The sequence below is a fragment of the Streptomyces sp. DSM 120436 genome, assembly GCF_055778765.1.
Genome location: NZ_JBSKBS010000001.1, coordinates 2,193,579 through 2,212,517 on the forward strand (window position 1 = coordinate 2,193,579; position 18,939 = coordinate 2,212,517).

Sequence of the window (18,939 nt, forward strand, 5' to 3'; positions counted from 1 at the left end):
GTTGTCAAGCGTGAGCACGGAACGACGCGCGCCGCTGGACCGCCGACGGGTCGCCGGGACGGCACTGAAGCTGCTGAACGAGGTCGGCCTGGACGGCCTGACCCTGCGCGCCATCGCCAGGGAACTGGACGTCAAGGCGCCCGCCCTCTACTGGCACTTCGAGGACAAGCAGGCGCTGCTGGACGAGATGGCGACCGAGATGTTCCGCCGGATGCTCGACGGGGCCGAACCCGACCCGGACGACGGCTGGCGGGAGCGGTTGCTCAGGGTCAACCGGGTGCTGCGCCGGACGCTGCTCGGCTACCGCGACGGCGCCAAGGTGTTCAGCGGCACCCGCTTCACCGGCCTGGAGCACGCCGAGCAGCAGGAGGCCGACCTCCGTCTGCTCACGTCCGCGGGGCTCACCCTCACCCAGGCGGTACGGGCGCTCCAGACGACGTTCCTCTACACGCTCGGCTTCGTGGCCGAGGAGCAGGGCGTCGAGCCGCGCCCGGGGGAGCGCCGTGCGGGCTTCGACGTCGGGGAACGCGCCCGTGCGATGGCCGGCCGGCCGCTCGCCGCCGAGGCCGGAGCCGCCCTCTTCGGCGACTACGACGAGCACTTCGAGGAGGGCCTCGCCCTGATCGTCGCGGGCATCGAGGCCCGCTACGGGCCGAGCTGATCAGTCCGCGCGCAGGAACGCCGACAGGGACGCCTTCCCGAGGTACGTGAAGCGGGTGGCGCCCGCCAGGTGGGCCTCCAGGGCCTCGGCGACCCCCGGCCACTTGGGGTCGCCGAAGTCGTCCAGCACGACGATCCCGCCCGGGGCGGCGATCTCCTCCGCCCACCGCAGATCGCCCGCGACGCCCTCGGCCGAGTGGTCGCCGTCGACGACGATCACACCGTAGCGGCGGTCCGAGACGGCGGCGCGGACCGCGGGGTCCTGCGAGAAACCCCGCTCGATCCGCGCGGCCAGGCCGGCCGGACCGGCCAGGGCGAGGTTGGTCCGCACCGTGCGCGCGTCGACCGGGGTGCCGGACGGGTCCGAGCGGCGGGGCGTGCCGGGCTGGAGCTGGATCCCGGCGAACGGGTCGACGATCGTCACGGACGGCTCACGGCCGTCGCGCTCCAGCATCCGGATCAGCCCCGCGCAGAACATGCCGTGGAGCGTGCCGATCTCCAGCACCTCGTCGTTCGGCGGGTCCAGCAGGGGGATCGTGCCGAGCTTGCCGCAGATGTTCATCGTGCCCCCGGCGATCCGCCCGGCCCCGAGCGACTCCAGGCCGACCAGCAGCCGGTAGGCCGTGGCGACGTTGCGCACGGCGGCGTCCCGGTCCCCGGCCAGCTCCGCCACCTCGGCGTGCAACCGGCCCAGCGGTCCCGGCGACACCACCCGGGACAGGCCGCGCCCGGCGGGGCCGAGCAGCAGGTCGAGGGTGAGCTGCTGGCGCTCCACCGTCCCGGCGATCTCCCGCAGCCGCTCCCGGCCCGCGGCCTCCACGGCGCGCAGCCGCCGTTCGATGCGCCGGTCGACGAGGTCGGCGACCGGCCGCAGCAACCGCCGGGCGGGGGAACTGGTCAGCAGGGCGTGGCTGTTCAGGGGCACGGGGACCTCGATCCGTCGGAGGGCGGTCGGGAGGGCCGGCACGGCGTCAGCCGAGCAGGCGGCGCAGGTTCAGCCGGCCCCACAGGAGGCTGGCGGCGAACGACAGGGTCATCACCGTGACCAGCAGACCGGCCAGCAGCAGCGCGGCCGCGGGTCCGCTCAGGTCCGGCGACACGAGGGGGGCGGCGATCTCCTCGACGAACAGCACGTGCACCATGTACGCGCCGAGCGCCGCGCCGGCCAGTCTCCGCAGCGCCGGCCGCCACCGCTCCGGCACCCGCACCCTGCTGACCAGCAGCAGGACGCAGACGCACATGACGGCGACGAACAGGTGCGCGTTGGGCATCACGTAGTGGACCCGCGTGTTGTACCAGAGCGCCCCGGCCATGGAGAGCGGCAGCAGCACGAACAGCGGCCACCGTGGCCGTACCGCCCCGGCCGGCAGGGACAGCAGCAGCGCCCCGCCCACCGCGTAGACGATCGCGTAGAAGGCGAAACCCCAGGAGGAGGCGGGCATCTCCCGGCCCGTCACCTCGGCTGCCGTGGTCAGCACGCTGGGCGTCACCGCGATGCCGAGCAGCGCCGCGCCCAGCCCCCAGGGGCGACGGCCGGACCGCAGCAGGACCACGAAGGCCAGCAGCGCGATCACCGGGATGTAGTTGTACATGAACCACAGGTGGTAGGCGGGCCGCACCGAGCCGAAGAGGGAGTCCGCCGCCAGCTCCGTCATGGGCCGCTCGTTGCGGTCGCGCAGCCAGGCCCACGCCAGGTAGACGCCCGTCCACACGAAGAGCGGCACGAGGTTGTGGACGATCCGCCGCCGCATGTGCGCGCCGTCGCGCGGAGGCGCCCCCACGAGCACCGCCCAGCCGGCGACCGCGAAGTACACCGGGACGGCGAACGGGTTGACCGCCTCGGCGACATGGCCCGCCCAGTAGGAGCCGGCGCCGTTCGCCGGGTCGTTGCCGGCGGCGTGGATGAACAGGGCGCCGACGTGGCCCACCATGATGGTCGCGGAGCAGACCAGCCGCAGAAGGTCGATGTCGTAACGGTGCTCCCGCGCGGCGGTCCGCGCCGGGGGAGAGCCGGTGCCGCCCTTCTGCTGCGGCATGCGTACGGCGATGTCGTCGGTCACCGCGCCACCGTGCACCCCCGGTGTGTACGGGAGTTGACGGGACGGTGGCGCGCCCGTGGCCGGTGCGTTCCCGGCGGCACGCGGGACCGCCGGGAGCACCGGGAGCGCTGGGAGCACCGGGAACACCGGGACCGGCGCGGCGGCCCCGTGTCACCGCTTCCGGGTACGGCGGACCGCCCGCCCCACCTTCCGCCTGGCGCGCGCCGCGCGGACCCGTGCCCGGGTGGCGGGACTGCTGCCGGGCAGCCCCAGCTCGGCCAGGCGCAGGGCGGGGAAGTACGGGGCGGGACTGTCCGCGAGGTGGGCGCGCAGCCACTCCTCCGCGGGCCCCCGCAGCGCCGGATACGTCCGGGGCTGCATGCAGAAGCCCATCGTCCGCACCAGCGGCTCCAGCGACGCGGGCGCCGCGCCCAGCACGGCCGGGGTCTCGTCCCGCTCCAGGTCCGGCACCAGGTGGTCGACCAGCGTCAGCGGGATCCGGTTGCTGTTCTGGTACGGCCGCAGCCGGTCCAGCACCAGGGCCGTCCCCACCCGTGCCACCGGCACGTCGTAGTAGGCGGACGCGGTCACCATCGCCGTGGAGAAGCAGCCGGCGACCAGCTCGGGCCGGGCGTGGTGGTACAGCGTCTCCGCGAGCAGCGGCGCGTCCAGCACGGTGAGCCGCACGCCCGCGTCGGCCGCCGCCTTGTGCAGTGCCGCCGAGTAGCCGGCGGGAGCGGTCGGGTGGGGCTTGAAGACGATCGAGCGGTGCCCGGCGCGCACCGCCCCGGTGAGCATGCGCACGTGCAGGTCCTCCTCCTCGCGCGCGCTCAGGATGTCGATCGCCGCCAGGTACTGGCCGAGCAGCACCGCCGTCGGCCGCTCCTCGCGCACGGGCGCGAGGAGCGGGTCGTCCGCCGCCTCCCGGGCGACCTCGTCCAGCACCGCGCGGAACGCCCCGTCCGGCACGATCACCGGCTCCACGCCGTACTCGGACAGCAGCAGCGGCCGCAGCCCGGGGACCAGGTCGAGGTGGAGCAGCCGCCGGACGCGCCGGCCGAGGGTCAGCGGCAGCTTCTCCCGGGTCGGTCCGTAGCTCATCAGACCGTCCGCGTAGACGTCGACGGACGCCTCGGAGAAGATCGCGACCAGCGCGCGGGCCGGGTTGGCCTGGATCGACTCGACGGCCAGATCGACCCGTTCGTCCTCGTCGATGCCCCACAGCAGCCGCAGCGCCCGCTGCCACAGCACCGTGTCCGCGCCGCGCGGGCCCCAGGCGCTCGGGTGGTACGGGCTGATCGCCTCGTTCCAGCTCACCACCGTGTCGAAGCGGGCGGCCAGCGGGCCGTAGCCGTGCATCTCGTCCAGGCGCAGCGCGGTCTCCGGGACGGCGGCGTTGTGCGAGACGAGAAGGATCCGGCGGGCCCGGCCGCGCGGTCCGAACAGGCCCGCGTCCAGCGCCGCGGCCAGGGTGGCGGCGCCGTAGAGGGTCGAGACCTGGAATATCTGCGTGGTGCGGTGCATGGGTCAGGCAGCCTTCCGCCCGTCGCGCAGGCGGCCGAGGAGCCTGCTCCGGGTGCTGTCGATGGTGGCCAGGGTCTCCTCCAGCGCGTGCTGGGGCATGCGCAGCAACGCCCCCCGCGCCTCCTGCCGCAGCCGCCGGGCCGCCGACGGCTCGTACGCGTCCGCCTTGCCGAGGTGGAAGGCGATCATGGCGCAGTAGGTGCGGACGGCCTTCGGGAGGAAGCGGTCGCACTCCGGGTCGCCCTGCACGTCCCGCAGCAGCAGGTCGTACGCCGGGATGAAGTCGAGCTGGCGGGAGTCCTTGATCTGGGTGAGGGAGGTCGCGACGCCCCGCCGGTAGAACACCCCGTGCAGTCCGAGGGACGCGTAGGTGCGCGCCGTCAGGTGCAGCCGCCAGATCCACAGCCGGTCCTCGGCGGTGCGCAGTTCGGTGACGAAGCGCATCCCGCCGTCGTCGAAGAGACGGCGGCGGTAGATGCCCGCCCAGACGAACGGGTAGTCGACCATGGTCTCCGTGTCGACGGGCGTGATCCCGTCGCGCGGGTCCATCACCGCGTTCCGCACCGGGGCCGGGGGCCGCTTGACCACCCGCTCGGTGCCGGTGGCCTGCACATGATCCGTGCGGGCGAAGTCGCAGCCCAGCTCGTCCATCGCCCGCACCATCGCGGCGAGATGCCCCGGACCGTACCAGTCGTCGCCGTCGAGGAAGGCGAGGTACTCCCCGTCGGCCGCGTCGATGCCGGAGTTCCGCGCCTGGGCGATCCCCCGGTTGGTGTCGTGCCGGATCACCCGCGCGCCCGGCAGCCTCTCCGCCCACCGGTCGATCACCCAGGGCGTGGCGTCCGTGGAGCAGTCGTCGACGATCAGGAACTCGACGTCCGGGTGCGCGTTGGCGGCGAGACTGCGCAGGGTGCTCTCCGCGAACGCCTCCACGTTGTGCATCGGGACGACGACGGACAGTTTCGGCACGGGGTTTCTCTCTTTCGGGACGGGAAGCGGCGGCGGTCGCGGTGGTTCGGGCCGGGCCGGACACCTCCCTCAGCTCGTCGCGGTCCGCCCGCGTGGTCTCCCACGGGGGCCGCCGCGCGGCGTGCGCGTCCGCCACGGCGGCCGGGTGGTCGTCGAGGACCGCGGACGCCCGCTCCGGGAGCAGCGGGCCGAGGTCCCGGTCGTGCACCGGCGGTTCCCCCTCCTCGCGGCCGATGCCGGACAGGAGGCAGGCGAGCACCGGGTGCGGGACCGTCCTCGTTCCGGACGCCGAATGTGCCCCGGCACGGCGGTCCGCCGATGGCGTCCGGGTGGACATCCGGTGAACAGTCACCGGCCAACAGCCGACCCGTGCCCGGGTGTTCGTACTCAGACGGCGCCCGGCCGGACCCGGCGCGGATACCCGGACACTTCTGGGCGCCTTCGCCCTGTCGGGCCGGGGCGGGCGCCCGGCACCGTGGTGACCGGCGGAAGGACGCGTCCCCGCCGCGCGCGGGACGACCGACGGAGGGACGGGCGCATGGCTGTGAGGACCTGGCCGCGAATACTGGCCGCCGGCGCGGTGCTGCTCGGCCTGACCGGGTGCGGTGCGGCGGACCGGGCGGTGCTCGGCGCGCCCCCGTGCCCCGACGGTCCCGCCGCGCGCCCCGGGCCGCCGCCCGCCCGGCCGGGCACGCTGTGGGTCTGGGACCCGACGGCCGGCGCCTCCCCGGGGGCGCCTGTCCTGACCGACGTCGTCTCCGTCGCGGACGGCCGCTTCACCACCGTCGCGGTCCGCGCCGACGGCACCGTCTGGTCCTACGGCACCAACATCAAGGGCAGCCTCGGCCGGGGCTCCGCGGAACGCCACCACCTCGCCGCGCCCCGGCAGGTCCCCGGCATCGACGACGCCCGCGCGGTGTACGACAGCGGCCCCACCTTCTACGTCGTGCGGCGCGACGGCACCGTGACGGCCTGGGGCAGCGACCGCTTCCTGGTCGGCGCGGGGAAGCGCGAAGGGCACGAGGGGGTGACCCGGCCGCGCCCCGTGCCCGGGGTGAAGGACGTCGTCTCGATGGGGCCGGGCTCCCTCAACGCCTTCACCCTGCGCTCCGACGGGCGGGTGCAGGGCTGGGGCATCAACCTGACCGAGGTCCTCGGCGACGCCGACGGCACCCGGCTCACCACGATCGACGGCGTCGGCGGGGTCGTCGACGTGGCCTCGGCGGGCGGCGCGGTGGTCGTCGCCCGCGCCGACGGGCTGGTCTGCGCGTGGGGCAACAACGCGCACGGCCTGCTGGGCGTCGAGCCCCGCGGCGGCCAGACCGGCCGCCCGGTCCACGTCACCGGGCTGACGGACGTCGTCCAGGTCGCGGGCGGCCACGACGTCGCCTACGCCCTGGACCGGGACGGGGCGGTACGGGCCTGGGGCCGCGGCGCCGGGGGAGCGCTGGGCGACGGCGACACCGCGGACCACAGCACCGCCACCCCGGTCCGCGTGACGGGCCTGCCCCCGGTGCGCAGGATCGCCGCGTACAGCCTCGCGGGCCTGGCCCTGGACACGCGGGGCGGACTCTGGGCCTGGGGATCGGGCCTGAACCTCGACGACGGACCCGTCGGCCGCCCGGTGCGCGTGCCGCTCCCCGGTCCGGCGGTGGACGTGTCGGGCCGCCATGTGATCCTGGCCGACGAACCCGCCGCGCGGGGCGACCTGTGACATCTTTCAGCCCCGCACGGCCGTGCGCACCCGCCGCACCACCCGCCGGGCGACCCGGCTCCGCGACAGGAACACCACCTGCCTCGGCACACCCCCCGGCAGTCCCGACGCGGCGAGCCGCCTCCGCGGAAACCACCGCCGGTCCCACGTCCCCGCCCCGAGATACCGCTCCGCGACGGCACGCAGCGAGGGACGCACCTGTGGCCGCATGGTGAAGGCGAGGGCGCCCAGAAGCCCTTGGAGGTCGTCACCGACCGCCCCGTCCCCGGCGGCGGGCCGAGCACCCGCGGGCGCGTCCCCGCCGCCGCGTGGGGCCGGCGGCGTGTCTGCGGCACGGTGTCGTGCGCCGGGCGGCGTGTCGCCGCTGTCGGGTCGAGGGCCGGCCGGGGGGTTCCCGCTGCCGCGCGGGCTGCCGGGGGGCACGTCCGTGCTGTCGTGTCGTGCGCCGGTCGGGGCGCTCCCCCCGCCGTGGCGTGCGCGGGTCTCCGTGCCGTCGCCGCTCCACCGTGCGCCGGATGGCGCGCCTCCGCCGTCCGGCCGGGTGCCGGCCGGCGCGCCCCCGCCGCCCTGCCCCGCGCCCCTCGCCGCTTCCCCGCCCCCGAGCCGTGCGGCTTCGCCGCCGGACCCGGCGGCGGGCACCGTGCCCGCCCCCGCCCCCGACCGCGCGGGCCCCGCCCCGGACCCCGCCCCCGGCAGCACCGCCTCCGCCAGGACCAGGGCGACCCGGTGCGGATGGTGATAGGGCGTCAGCCGGTCCAGCAGGCGCTCCGTGCCGACGCGGGCGACCGGGAGGCCGTACAGGGCGGACGCCGTGAACAGGGCGGTCGACGAGCAGCCGACGACCAGCGCCGGGCGGCACGCCTCGTACAGCGCCTCCGCCGGGACGGGGACGTCCAGGACCGTGAGGTCCACGCCCAGGCGTGCCGCCTCGGCCCGCGGTGCGCTGCCGTGCCGGGACGGGGAGGCGGGGTGGGGTGCGAACACCACGTGGCGGTGGCCGCGCCCGGCCGCCGCCCGCACCATCTCCGCGTGCAGCGCGTCCTCCCCGTCCGGGGCCGCGACCCCGAGGGCGGAGAGACACTGTCCGGCGACCAGCGCCGCGCCCTCCGGCACGCCCCTCACCGCCGAGGCGATCTCACCCGTCACCGCCCGGAAGGCGTCCGCCGGCACCACCCGCGCCGGCGCCCCGAACTCGCTCAGCAGCAGCGGTGTCAGGCCCGGCACCAGGTCGAGGTGCAGCACCTGCCGCACCCGCGTGCCGATCAACGGGTCGAGCTTGCCCCGTGTGGGCCCGTAGTCCGCCGGTCCGCCCGCGCAGACGTGCAGGGGCGCGCCCGTGAACACGCGGGCCACCGCCTGCGCCGGCGGGGCGTCCGGGGCGCCCAGGACCAGTTCCACGCGGTCGTCCCCGAGCCCCCACAGCCGTCGGACGTGCCGTTCGAGCAGCGGGACGTCCTCCGTGCGGGGCGTCCAGGCCGCCGGGTGGAAGGGCCGTATCGTCTCGTTCCAGGACAGCACCGCGTCGAAGCGGGCGCGCAGCCGGGCGAAGCCCGGCACCTCGTCCCACGGCGGGGCCGCCTCCGGCACCGGCGCGTCGTCGCACACCAGCAGCATCCGGCGCCCCGTCTCCGGCAGCAGCCCCGCCTCGGCCGCGGCCGCCATCACGACGACCGCCGACGGAGCGGCCGCACAGAAGATCTGCGTGCCGGCCCCCATCACGCGACTCCCTTCCCCGCGCGCAGCGGCGCCCGTCGCAGCCGCCGCAGCCGCGCCGCCCGCCCGGCGTCCATCGAGTCCAGCACCTCGTCCAGCACGTCCCGCGGCAGTCGCCGCAACGCGTCCGCGCACAGCGCCCGCAGCCGTGCGGCCACCGCCGGCTCGAACTTGTCCCGCTCGGCCAGGTGACGGTCGATCACCGCGCAGTACGTCCGCACCGCCTTCGGCAGCAGCCGGTCCGCGTCCCGGTCCGCCGCCGTCTCCGCCACCACCCGGTCGAAGGCGGGGACGAAGTCCAGCTGCCGTTCGTCCCCGATCCGGGTGAGGGAGGAGGCGACGCCCCTGCGGTAGAACACGCCCAGCAGGCCCACCACGGCGAATGACTCCGCCTCCCGGTGCAGCCGCCAGATCCACGGCCGGTCCTCGGCGGTGCGCAGCCCGTCGGGGAAGTGCAGCAGCCCCCGCTCCAGCAGCCGCCGGTGGTAGACGCCGGCCCACGCCTGCGGGTAGTCCACGGCGGTGGTCCGGTCGGCGGGCAGGATCGCCGCCCGCGGGTCCAGCACCTCGTCCCGCGGCCCGACCGGCACCCGGTGCACGGTCCGGGCACGCCCGGTGACCCGGACGTGGTCGGTGCGCAGGAAGTCGCAGCCCAGCTCCTCCGCCGCGGCGACCAGCCGGGGCAGGTGGCCGGGGGCGTACCAGTCGTCGCCGTCCAGGAAGGTCAGGTACTCGCCGCCCGCCGCGTCCAGCCCGGTGTTGCGCGCGGTGGCGATCCCGCCGGCGCGCTCCCGGCGGACGTGACGCACCCGCGCGACACGGGCCAGCTCCTCGGCGGCCCGCTCGACGAGCACCGGGGTGTCGTCCTCCGAACCGTCGTCGACCAGAACGAACTCGAAATCCGCGCGGGCATTCGCGCGCAGACTTCTGAGCGCGTCCGGCGCGTACGGACGGACATTTCGAAAAGGCACGATCACGGAAAGCTTCGGCACCCGGAAAACATTAGGAGACCGCCCGGCGCGCTTTCCGTCCGCCGGCCGTACGGGCGGTGAACTCCGTGTGTCGGTCCGGTGGACCGCGTCCGACTCCGGCGTTTTCCCGGCCGGGTTCGGTTCTCGGTGGGCTGTTGTTAACGTTTCGTTGAGGTGCGGTTGGGCCGTTCGCGGAATTCGCTTCCTAACTTCTCCGGCGTGCCAGCAAGTGCAACGAAGCCCCTCAGGGTGGCGGTCCTCGCGGATTCCGACACCCGCTGGAAATGGGGCACGCTCACCGCGAAACGCATCGCGCCGCGCGACATCCGCCTGGACGGATACCTGCTGCGGGGCCGCGCCACGCCCACCGCCCGCCAGCTCGGCGAGGTCGGCGTCCGCGCGGACTCCCTGCGGGAGGTCACCGCGGCCGAGTTCCTGCACGCCCTGCGCGAGGAGACGTACGGGTCGTACGACGTTCTCGTGCTCGCGCTGGTCGGCGGCGGGGTGCAGGCGATGCTGCACGGGCTGGGACGCGTCTGGGCCGGCCGGCCCAGACGGCCCGTCGTCGTCACCGGCTACGTCGGCGTCGTCTACGAGAAGCTCACCGACGGCCTGCTGCTGCGCCACGGCGCCGACCTGGTGCTGGCCAACTCCCGCCAGGACGCGGAGCGTTTCCGCGCCGTCTACGAGGGGGTCGGCGCCGACGCCGGCGCGGTCACCGAGGTCGCGCTGCCGTTCCTCGGCGGCGCGCCCCACACCGGCGACCACGAGCCCCGCCGGGTGGTGTTCGCCGCCCAGCCGTCCGTGCCGGACACCCGCGCGGACCGCACGTACCTGCTGAACCGGCTGGTCGAGCACGCCCGCCGCCACCCCGAGCGCGAGGTGCTGCTGAAGCTGCGCTCCCGGCCCGGCGAACACACCACGCACATCGAGGAACTGCCCTACCAGAAGCTGGCCCGCGGCCTCGTCCTCCCCGCCAACCTGCGCCTGGTCTACGGGCACATGGGCGAGGTCCTGGACCGCACCGACCTCCTCGTCACCGTCAGCTCGACGGCCGCCCTGGAGGCGCTGCACCGGCGCGTCCCCACCGCCGTCCTCACCGACCTCGGCATCCGCGAGGCGCTCGGCAACCACCACTTCGTGGGCTCCGGCTGCCTCGCCTCCTGGGACCAGCTCGACGCCGGACACCGCCCGGTGCCCGACGAGGAGTGGCTGGCCCGCCAGGGCGTCGCGGCGGACGGCTCGTACGCGACGGCCTTCGACGCGGCCCGCGCCCGCATCGCCGAGCTGCTCGACGAGCCCGGCGGACTCCCGCCGCTCACCCCGTACTACACGCCCGTCACCGCGCCCGGCTACCTGCCCGGCATCCTCGCCCGCCACCACCTCGGCCCCGACGGGACGCCGCTGCCCGGCGCGCCCGCCGCCGGCCGGGACCCCGGGCCGGTCCGGCGGATCGTGCGCCGCACCGCACGCGGCGCCTACCGCCACGGCGTGCAGCGCGTGGCTCCCGCGATCCGCCGGATGGGCGAGCTGTGACCGCCCCGACCCCCCTTCGAGGAGCTGACCCCATGTCCGACTCTCCGGCCGCCCGCCGGGTGCTCGCCGTGATACCCGCACGCGGCGGCTCCAAGGGCGTCCCCGCGAAGAACCTCGCCCCCGTCGGCGGCGTGCCCCTGGTGGCCCGCGCCGTACGGGAGTGCCGCGCCGCCCGGCACGTCACGGACGTGGTGGTCTCCACCGACGACGCGGCCATCGCCGAGACCGCGCGCCAGGCGGGCGCCGAGGTCGTGCTGCGGCCCGCGGACCTCGCCGGGGACACCGCCACCTCCGAGGCGGCCGTGCTGCACGCCCTGGACGCCCACGAGGCGCTGCACGGCGCGCGGGTGGACGTCGTCCTGCTCGTGCAGTGCACCAGCCCCTTCCTCACCCGCGAGGACGTCGACGGGGTGGCCGCCGCGGTCGCCCACGGCGGCGCCGACACGGCGGTGACGGTCGCCCCCTTCCACGGCTTCGTCTGGCGTCACGGCCCCGGCAGCGGCGACCCGGCGGCCGGCGGCGGACGCGGCGTCAACCACGACAAGGCCGTCCGCCCCCGCCGCCAGGACCGCCCCCAGGACTTCCTGGAGACCGGCGCCGCCTACGCCATGGACGCCGCCGGCCTGCGCGAGCACGGCCACCGCTTCTTCGGCCGCACCGACCTCGTGCGCACCGACCCGGCGCGCGTCCTGGAGATCGACGACCCGCACGACCTCGCGCGGGCCCGCGCCCTCGCGCCGCTCCTCGACGCCGGCCGGACCGGCCCGCCCACCGCCGGCGACATCGACGCGGTGGTCCTCGACTTCGACGGCACCCAGACCGACGACCGGGTGCTGATCGACGCGGACGGACGGGAGTTCGTCTCCGTGCACCGCGGCGACGGCCTCGGCATCGCCGCCCTGCGCCGCAGCGGCCTGAAGCTGCTGATCCTGTCCACCGAGCAGAACCCGGTCGTCGCCGCCCGCGCACGCAAGCTGAAGCTCCCCGTGCTGCACGGCGTCGACCGCAAGGACCTCGCCCTCAAGCAGTGGTGCGAGGAGCAGGGCATCGCGCCCGAGCGCGTGCTCTACGTCGGCAACGACGTCAACGACCTCCCGTGCTTCGCCCTCGTCGGCTGGCCCGTGGCGGTCGCGAGCGCCCACGACGCCGTACGCGGCGCCGCCCGCGCGGTCACCACCCTCCCCGGCGGTGACGGCGCGATCCGAGAGATCGCCGGCTGGATCCTCGGTCCCTCTCTCGAAACCCTCCCCCAGTAAGGAAACCCCTGGTCATGAGCGACTCCCGTATCCGCACCCTCGGCTCCCGCGAGGCCGGCCCCGGCCGCCCCGTCTACGTCACCGGCGAGATCGGCATCAACCACAACGGCGACCTCGAGAACGCCTTCAAGCTGATCGACGCCGCCGCCGAGGCCGGCTGCGACGCCGTCAAGTTCCAGAAGCGCACCCCGGAGATCTGCACCCCGCGCGACCAGTGGGACATCGAGCGCGACACCCCCTGGGGCCGGATGACGTACATCGACTACCGGCACCGCGTGGAGTTCGGCGAGGACGAGTACCGGCAGATCGACGCCTACTGCAAGGAGAAGGGCATCGACTGGTTCGCCTCCCCGTGGGACACCGAGGCCGTCGCCTTCCTGGAGAAGTTCGACGTGCCCGCCCACAAGGTGGCCTCCGCGTCCCTGACCGACGACGAGCTGCTGCGCGAACTGCGCGCCACCGGCCGCACGGTCATCCTGTCCACCGGCATGTCCACCCCGAAGCAGATCCGCCACGCCGTCGAGGTGCTGGGCAGCGACAACATCCTGCTCTGCCACGCCACCTCCACCTACCCGGCGAAGGCGGAGGAGCTGAACCTGCGGGTCATCCACACCCTCCAGCAGGAGTACCCGAACGTCCCGATCGGCTACTCCGGCCACGAGACCGGCCTGCAGACCACCCTCGCCGCGGTCGCCCTCGGCGCCTGCTTCGTCGAGCGGCACATCACCCTCGACCGCGCCATGTGGGGCTCCGACCAGGCCGCCTCCGTCGAGCCGCAGGGCCTGGCCCGCCTGGTCCGCGACATCCGCACCATCGAGGCCTCCCTCGGCGACGGCGTGAAGAAGGTCTACGACTCCGAGCTCGGCCCGATGAAGAAGCTGCGCCGCGTGGCCGGTGTCGTCGCCGAGGCGGAGATCGCCACGGCCGCCGGCGAGCCCGTGGCCGTCTGACCCGCCCCCACCCACCCCTACGACGGGAACGGTCGTACGTCGATGAGCCCCCGCACCGGCCCCCGCACGCTCGCCTTCGTGGAGAGCCCGGTCCAGCTGCTCAACGTGCTGGAGTGGGCGCACGCCCACGCGCCCGGCGCGGGACTCGCCCTCGTCGTGCTGTCCCCGGTCGACCCGATGACCCGCGGCCAGCTCCGCCGCATGGCGGAGCTGGCCCGCGAGGAGGGGCACGACGTCCGCTGGGAGGAGGCGCGCGGCGGAGCGGGCGCCCCGCTGCGCACCATAGGCGGCCTCGCCGCGCCGCTGCGCCGGGCCCGGCGGGTCGTCCTCGGCGACCCGTTCTCCCGGTACGTGCAACTGCTGCTGACCCTCACCCGGGCCCCCGAGGTGGTGGTCGTCGACGACGGCACGGCGACCATGGAGTTCGCCGGCCAGCTCGCCCGCGGCGAACGCCTGGTGCGCTGGCACCGCAAGGGCGGCCGCCCCGGCCCCCGCGACCTGGTCCTCGCCCCGGTGTCCGCCGCCGCCCGGCGCCGGCTCACCCCCGGCGAGGACCGCACGGTGGAGGTCTTCACCTCCATGCCGATGGCGGACGTCCCGCCCGGCGTCACCGTCCGCGCCCACACCTTCGCCTGGACCCGCGACCGCTTCGGACCACCGCGCGTCACCCGGGGCGCCGACCTGGTGGGCACCTCCCTGGTGGAGACGGGCGTGGTGGACGCCGACGCCTACGTGCGGGCGGTCGGCGCCCTCGCCCGGACGCACGGCGCCCGGCGCTACTTCGCGCACCGCCGCGAGACCACCGAGAAGCTGCACCGGCTGGCCGTGGAGACCGGCCTGGAGATCGTCCGCCCCGAGCTGCCCCTCGAACTGGTCGCCCGCCGCGGCCCCGTCGGCCGTACGGTCGTCAGCTTTCCCTCCACCGTCGTCCACACCCTGCCGCTCGCCCTGGCCGGCACGGGTGTGCGGATCGCGGTGTGCGACATCGACCCGGAGTGGCTCACCGCCCACGCCTCCCCGCGCGCCCGGGGCTTCCTCGCCGACGTCGCCGGCACCGCGCGGGACACCCACCACCTGCGCGCCGTCGCCCCGCACCGCCCCGCGGGCCCCGGCCCGGCGGCCCCGCGCCCGCGCCCCTGCTGAACCCGCCCCCGCGCCCCTGCTGAACCCGCCCCGGACGCCCCGGGGCCGTCGCCCGCTGTCCGCCGTATGAACCGCTCAGCGTGGGTTGGGCCGAGCGTGGTAACCGTGGAAGTACGGATGGTGCCGACGCCCGCGCGGGGGCTGTGACCGGCCTCATGGCCCGGCAGGCCGGAACGCCCCTACCCTCACAAAAGGGGCGGTGAGTGTACCCATCTCACTGGACAGCTATGCGTAGGGCAGCCGGATTTTCTCCCTCCAACGGGCTGATTTTTCTTGATCAGGGGACAGTGGAGCGCTTCGGAGCCCTACCCTTCAAAGGGTGAAGCCACTGATGTCACTGGAGTCCGAGATCGATCTCCCCGGGGGAGCGGTGCTCCCCGGCGCGCTGCCCGAGGCGCTGCGCACGGAACTCGTGGCGTTCCGACGAGACCTCCACATGCACCCGGAGCTGGGCAACCAGGAGTTCCGTACCACCGCCGCGATCAAGGAACGCCTGCAGCGCGCGGGCCTGCGCCCCCGGGTGCTCTCCAGCGGGACCGGGGTGATCTGTGACATCGGGACGGACGAGGAGGCCGGCACCGACGCGGCGATGCTCGCCCTGCGCGCCGACATCGACGCCCTGCCCATCCCCGACATGAAGGCCGGCTGCGCCTACCGGTCCACCGTCCCCGACCGCGCCCACGCCTGCGGTCACGACGTGCACACCACCGTGGTGCTGGGCGCCGGCCTGGTGCTGGCCGAACTGCACCGCCAGGGCCTGCTGCCCCGCCCGGTCCGGCTGATCTTCCAGCCCGCCGAGGAGGTGCTGCCCGGCGGCGCCGCCGAGGTCATCGCCGACGGCGCGCTCGACGGCGTGGGCCGGATCCTCGCCGTGCACTGCGACCCGCGCGTCGACGCCGGGCGGATCGGGCTGCGCCAGGGCGCCATCACCTCCGCCTGCGACCGGCTGGAGATCGCGCTGGAGGGCCCCGGCGGCCACACCGCCCGCCCGCACCTGACGACCGACCTGGTCACCGCCGCCGCCCGGGTCGTCACCGACGTGCCCGCGCTGGTCGGCCGCCGGGTCGACAGCCGCAGCGGCCTCGCCGTCACCTGGGGCCGGGTCGAGTCCGGCCACGCGCCCAACGTCATCCCGCAGCACGCCGAGCTCTCCGGCACCATCCGCTGCCTGGACCTGGAGACCTGGCGGCAGGCGCCGGACATCGTGGTCGAGGCCATCGACGAGGTGGCCAATCTGCACCGCGCCAAGTCGCAGATCACCTACGTGCGCGGCGTCCCCCCGGTCGTCAACGAGGCCGGGGCCACCGAGCTGCTGCGCGACGCGATGATCGCCCGGCGCGGCACGGAGTCCGTCGAGGGCACCGAACAGAGCCTCGGCGGCGAGGACTTCTCCTGGTACCTGGAGCGCGTCCCCGGCGCCATGGCCCGCCTCGGCGTCCGTCCCCCCGGCGAGCGGATCGTGCGCGACCTGCACCAGGGCGACTTCGACGTGGACGAACACGCCATCACGGTGGGCGTGGAACTGTTCACCGCCGCCGCCCTGCTGGACGCCCTGCGATGACGGCGCACGCGTGACGAGGGCGGCCGTGTCCCCGGCGGACACGGCCGCCCTCGCGTGCGTCACCTGCCCCGGCGCCCTCCGCTTGCGGCCCGGCCCCGGGAGGTGCAGCGTGGGCCCCGTGCAGACGCGTACGCCCGCCCGGCTCCCCTGCGACCCCACGGCTCACCGGGGCGTGACCGGCCATCGGCACGAATGGATAACGGCCCCGCGCCATCCCGTTCCCAGGAGTGTCTACGCGCGTTAATGTGCGCCGAACCGAGCACCCGCTGCGGGGCTTTGGAGAATGGGGAACTTCAGATGCGTCGGATATCCACACTGACCCGCGTAGCGGTGGGGGTCGCCTCGCTCGCGCTCGCCGCCACCGCCTGCGGCGGAACCAGCGGTGACAACGGTGACAGCGGGGGTTCCAAGGACGACCTCGGCGTCGCCATCGCCTACGACATCGGCGGCAAGGGCGACCAGTCCTTCAACGACGCCGCGTTCGCCGGCCTCGCCAAGGCCAAGGAGGAATTCGGCTTCAAGACCGCCGACGTCGAGCCCACCGAGGGCGAGACCGACGCGGACAAGGAGCAGCGCCTGGCCTCGCTGGCCCGCCAGGGCTACAACCCGGTCATCGGCGTGGGCTTCGCCTACGGCCCCGCGATGGAGGCCGTGGCCGCCAAGTACCCCGACACCACCTTCGGCATCGTCGACTCCGTCGTCGAGGGCGAGAACGTCGCCTCCCTGGTCTTCGCCGAGGAGCAGGCCTCCTACCTCGCCGGTGTCGCCGCCGCCAAGGCCACCAAGAGCGACACCGTCGGCTTCGTGGGCGGTGTGGACATCCCGCTGATCCACAAGTTCCGGGCCGGTTACGAGCAGGGTGTCAAGGAGACCGACCCCAAGGTCCGGGTGATCTCGCAGTTCCTCACCCAGACGGCCGAGGAGGGCGGCTTCTCCAGCCCCGACAAGGGCAAGGCCGCCGCCGAGGGCCAGATCGAGAAGGGCGCCGACGTCATCTACCAGGCGGCTGGCCTCTCCGGCCAGGGCGTCATCGAGGCGGCGGCCAAGGCGAAGGTCTGGGCGATCGGCGTCGACTCCGACCAGTACAAGCAGGAAGCCCTCGCCGGCTACAAGGACTACATCCTCACCTCCGCCCTGAAGGACGTCGGCGGCGCGGTGTACACGCTGACCAAGTCCGTCCAGGACGGCGAGCCGTTCACCGGCACCCAGGTCTTCGACCTGAAGGTGAACGGCGTCGGCCTCTCCGACAGCAACCCCAGGATGGCCGAGGTCGCCGGCCTGCAGGAGGCCGTGGACGAGGCGAAGAAGGGCATCACCGACGGCACCATCGAGGTGAACACGGAGTGACCCCCGTGCCGGGCCGTCCCCGGCACCGGCCTCCCGTACGAAGCGGGCGGGCGCACACGGCGCCCGCCCGCTTCGCCGTCCCCCCTCCGCGCCCCTCTCCGCCTCCCTCCGGACCCTCCCGAAAAGCGCCGGACGCTCACCCAAAGCCACCCTCCGTTCGCGAACAGCAACCCCTTGTCCCGGTGGACGGAACCGGGTTGAACACGGGCGCATAACAAGGTGGACAGAAGGGGTTTTCAGGCAGGTCTACGCGCGTTAATCTGCGGCGAAGCCAGCGCCGTAGCTGTACCGTCCCGGCGCTTTGTACGACTAGGAGCACCACACATGCGCCGGATTTCCCGGATCACGGTCGCAGGCGCAGCGACCGCCTCCCTGGCCCTCGCCCTCTCCGCCTGCGGCGGCACCTCGACCTCCTCGGGCTCCTCGGAGTCGAAGGAGGGCAAGGGCCTCGCCATCGCGTACGACGTCGGCGGGCGCGGCGACCAGTCCTTCAACGACGCCGCCTTCGCGGGCCTGCAGCAGGCCAAGAAGGAGTTCGGCTACGAGACGGCCGACGTCGAGCCCACCGACGGTGAGACGGACGCCGACAAGGAGCAGCGTCTCGTCTCGCTGGCGAAGCAGGGCTACAACCCGGTGGTCGGCGTCGGCTACGCCTACGCGTCCGCCGTCAAGGGCGCCGCGGAGAAGTTCCCCGACACCACCTTCGGCATCGTCGACGACGCCACCGTCGAGGCGGAGAACGTCGCCGACCTGGTGTTCTCCGAGGAGCAGGCCTCCTACCTGGCCGGCGTCGCCGCGGCCAAGACCACCAAGACCGGCACCGTCGGCTTCGTGGGCGGCGTGGACATCCCGCTGATCCACAAGTTCCGCGCCGGCTACGAGCAGGGCGTCAAGGACACCGACCCCAAGGTCAAGGTCATCTCGCAGTTCCTCACGCAGACCGCGGAGGAGGGCGGCTTCTCCAGTCCGGACAAGGGCAAGAGCGCCGCCGAGGGCCAGATCGAGAAGAAGGCCGACGTGGTCTACGCGGCCGCCGGTCTGTCCGGTCAGGGCGTCATCGAGGCCGCCGCCGCCAACAAGGTGTGGGCGATCGGCGTCGACTCCGACCAGTACAAGCACGAGGCCCTCGCCAAGTACAAGGACTCGATCCTCACCTCGGCGATGAAGGATGTCGCCAAGGCGGTGTACAACCTGGCGAAGTCGGTCGAGGACGGCAAGCCCGCGACCGGTATCGTCAAGGGCGATCTGAAGACGGGTGAGGTGAGCCTGTCGAACTCCAACCCGAAGTTCGCGGACGACGCCGAGCTCCAGAAAGCCATCGAGACGGCCAAGGAGAAGATCGTCAGCGGCGAGATCAAGGTCAAGTCGAGCTGAGTCACACCCTGAACCACCGCGGGGTCGCGACCGCTCGACGGGGTGCGAGGAGCCCGGCTCCTCGCACCCCGTCGGTCAGGTGTGCCACCCCTTTGTCTGCCGAAGGGGCGCTACGCGCGTAGACGGCCCCCGTCCCCAGGAGAGTGCGTCATCAACGCGTCCAGCAGCCCTCCGGCCGGAGC

General features: G+C 74.3%; 15 protein-coding genes. 9 read left to right on the forward strand and 6 right to left on the reverse strand.

All coding sequences use genetic code 11. The features are described from left to right. Positions 1–10 precede the first annotated feature (10 nt). Complete coding sequence (locus ACWH4W_RS10145; protein WP_473075437.1) at positions 11–661, forward strand: TetR/AcrR family transcriptional regulator C-terminal domain-containing protein; 651 nt, start codon at positions 11–13, stop codon at positions 659–661. Here ACWH4W_RS10145 and ACWH4W_RS10150 read toward each other — a convergent pair whose 3' ends face one another. The 4 genes from ACWH4W_RS10150 to ACWH4W_RS10165 all read right to left on the reverse strand — a co-directional run bounded on the left by ACWH4W_RS10150 (position 662) and on the right by ACWH4W_RS10165 (position 5,192). Next, the gene (locus ACWH4W_RS10150; RefSeq protein ID WP_473077460.1) at positions 662–1,579 is read right to left on the reverse strand and encodes a class I SAM-dependent methyltransferase; all 918 of its coding nucleotides are present in this window, start codon (positions 1,577–1,579) and stop codon (positions 662–664) included. A gap of 52 nt (positions 1,580–1,631) precedes the next feature. Further along, positions 1,632–2,720: an acyltransferase gene (locus ACWH4W_RS10155; RefSeq protein WP_473075438.1), complete on the reverse strand. Its 1,089-nt coding sequence runs from the start codon at positions 2,718–2,720 to the stop codon at positions 1,632–1,634. A gap of 150 nt (positions 2,721–2,870) precedes the next feature. After that, entirely contained in the window at positions 2,871–4,223 is a 1,353-nt protein-coding gene (locus ACWH4W_RS10160) for a polysialyltransferase family glycosyltransferase (protein WP_473075439.1), read from the reverse strand. A gap of 3 nt (positions 4,224–4,226) precedes the next feature. Beyond that, positions 4,227–5,192: a glycosyltransferase family 2 protein gene (locus tag ACWH4W_RS10165; protein ID WP_473075440.1), complete on the reverse strand. Its 966-nt coding sequence runs from the start codon at positions 5,190–5,192 to the stop codon at positions 4,227–4,229. Positions 5,193–5,730: 538 nt separating this feature from the next. Between ACWH4W_RS10165 and ACWH4W_RS10170 the strand changes: the two genes are divergently transcribed. Next, a complete protein-coding gene (locus ACWH4W_RS10170) occupies positions 5,731–6,906 on the forward strand; it encodes an RCC1 domain-containing protein (protein ID WP_473075441.1) in 1,176 nt (391 codons plus the stop codon). Between the two features lie 6 nt (positions 6,907–6,912). Here ACWH4W_RS10170 and ACWH4W_RS10175 read toward each other — a convergent pair whose 3' ends face one another. Both ACWH4W_RS10175 and ACWH4W_RS10180 read right to left on the reverse strand, forming a co-directional pair. Next, a complete protein-coding gene (locus tag ACWH4W_RS10175; protein WP_473075442.1) occupies positions 6,913–8,622 on the reverse strand; it encodes a polysialyltransferase family glycosyltransferase in 1,710 nt (569 codons plus the stop codon). Further along, on the reverse strand, positions 8,622–9,611 hold the full coding sequence (locus tag ACWH4W_RS10180; RefSeq protein ID WP_473075443.1) for a glycosyltransferase family 2 protein: 990 nt from the start codon (positions 9,609–9,611) through the stop codon (positions 8,622–8,624). The genes ACWH4W_RS10175 and ACWH4W_RS10180 overlap by 1 nt, the downstream gene beginning before the upstream one ends. 198 nt (positions 9,612–9,809) lie before the next feature. Here ACWH4W_RS10180 and ACWH4W_RS10185 point away from each other — a divergent pair, with 198 nt between their 5' ends. From ACWH4W_RS10185 to ACWH4W_RS10215, 7 genes are all read left to right on the forward strand, one after another. Beyond that, the gene (locus ACWH4W_RS10185; RefSeq protein ID WP_473075444.1) at positions 9,810–11,126 is read left to right on the forward strand and encodes a DUF6716 putative glycosyltransferase; all 1,317 of its coding nucleotides are present in this window, start codon (positions 9,810–9,812) and stop codon (positions 11,124–11,126) included. Positions 11,127–11,158: 32 nt separating this feature from the next. After that, on the forward strand, positions 11,159–12,382 hold the full coding sequence (locus ACWH4W_RS10190; RefSeq protein WP_473075445.1) for a cytidylyltransferase domain-containing protein: 1,224 nt from the start codon (positions 11,159–11,161) through the stop codon (positions 12,380–12,382). A 14-nt stretch (positions 12,383–12,396) separates the two neighbouring features. Next, the gene (locus tag ACWH4W_RS10195; RefSeq protein WP_106412759.1) at positions 12,397–13,332 is read left to right on the forward strand and encodes an N-acetylneuraminate synthase family protein; all 936 of its coding nucleotides are present in this window, start codon (positions 12,397–12,399) and stop codon (positions 13,330–13,332) included. 42 nt (positions 13,333–13,374) lie between these two features. Beyond that, positions 13,375–14,475, forward strand: a complete 1,101-nt coding sequence (locus ACWH4W_RS10200) for a hypothetical protein (protein ID WP_473075446.1) — start codon at positions 13,375–13,377, stop codon at positions 14,473–14,475. Positions 14,476–14,806: 331 nt separating this feature from the next. After that, positions 14,807–16,036, forward strand: coding sequence for a M20 family metallopeptidase (locus ACWH4W_RS10205; RefSeq protein WP_473077461.1), 1,230 nt, complete (start codon positions 14,807–14,809; stop codon positions 16,034–16,036). Between the two features lie 297 nt (positions 16,037–16,333). After that, positions 16,334–17,383, forward strand: a complete 1,050-nt coding sequence (locus ACWH4W_RS10210) for a BMP family lipoprotein (RefSeq protein ID WP_473075447.1) — start codon at positions 16,334–16,336, stop codon at positions 17,381–17,383. A gap of 324 nt (positions 17,384–17,707) precedes the next feature. After that, on the forward strand, positions 17,708–18,757 hold the full coding sequence (locus ACWH4W_RS10215) for a BMP family lipoprotein (protein ID WP_473075448.1): 1,050 nt from the start codon (positions 17,708–17,710) through the stop codon (positions 18,755–18,757). Positions 18,758–18,939: the final 182 nt, after the last annotated feature.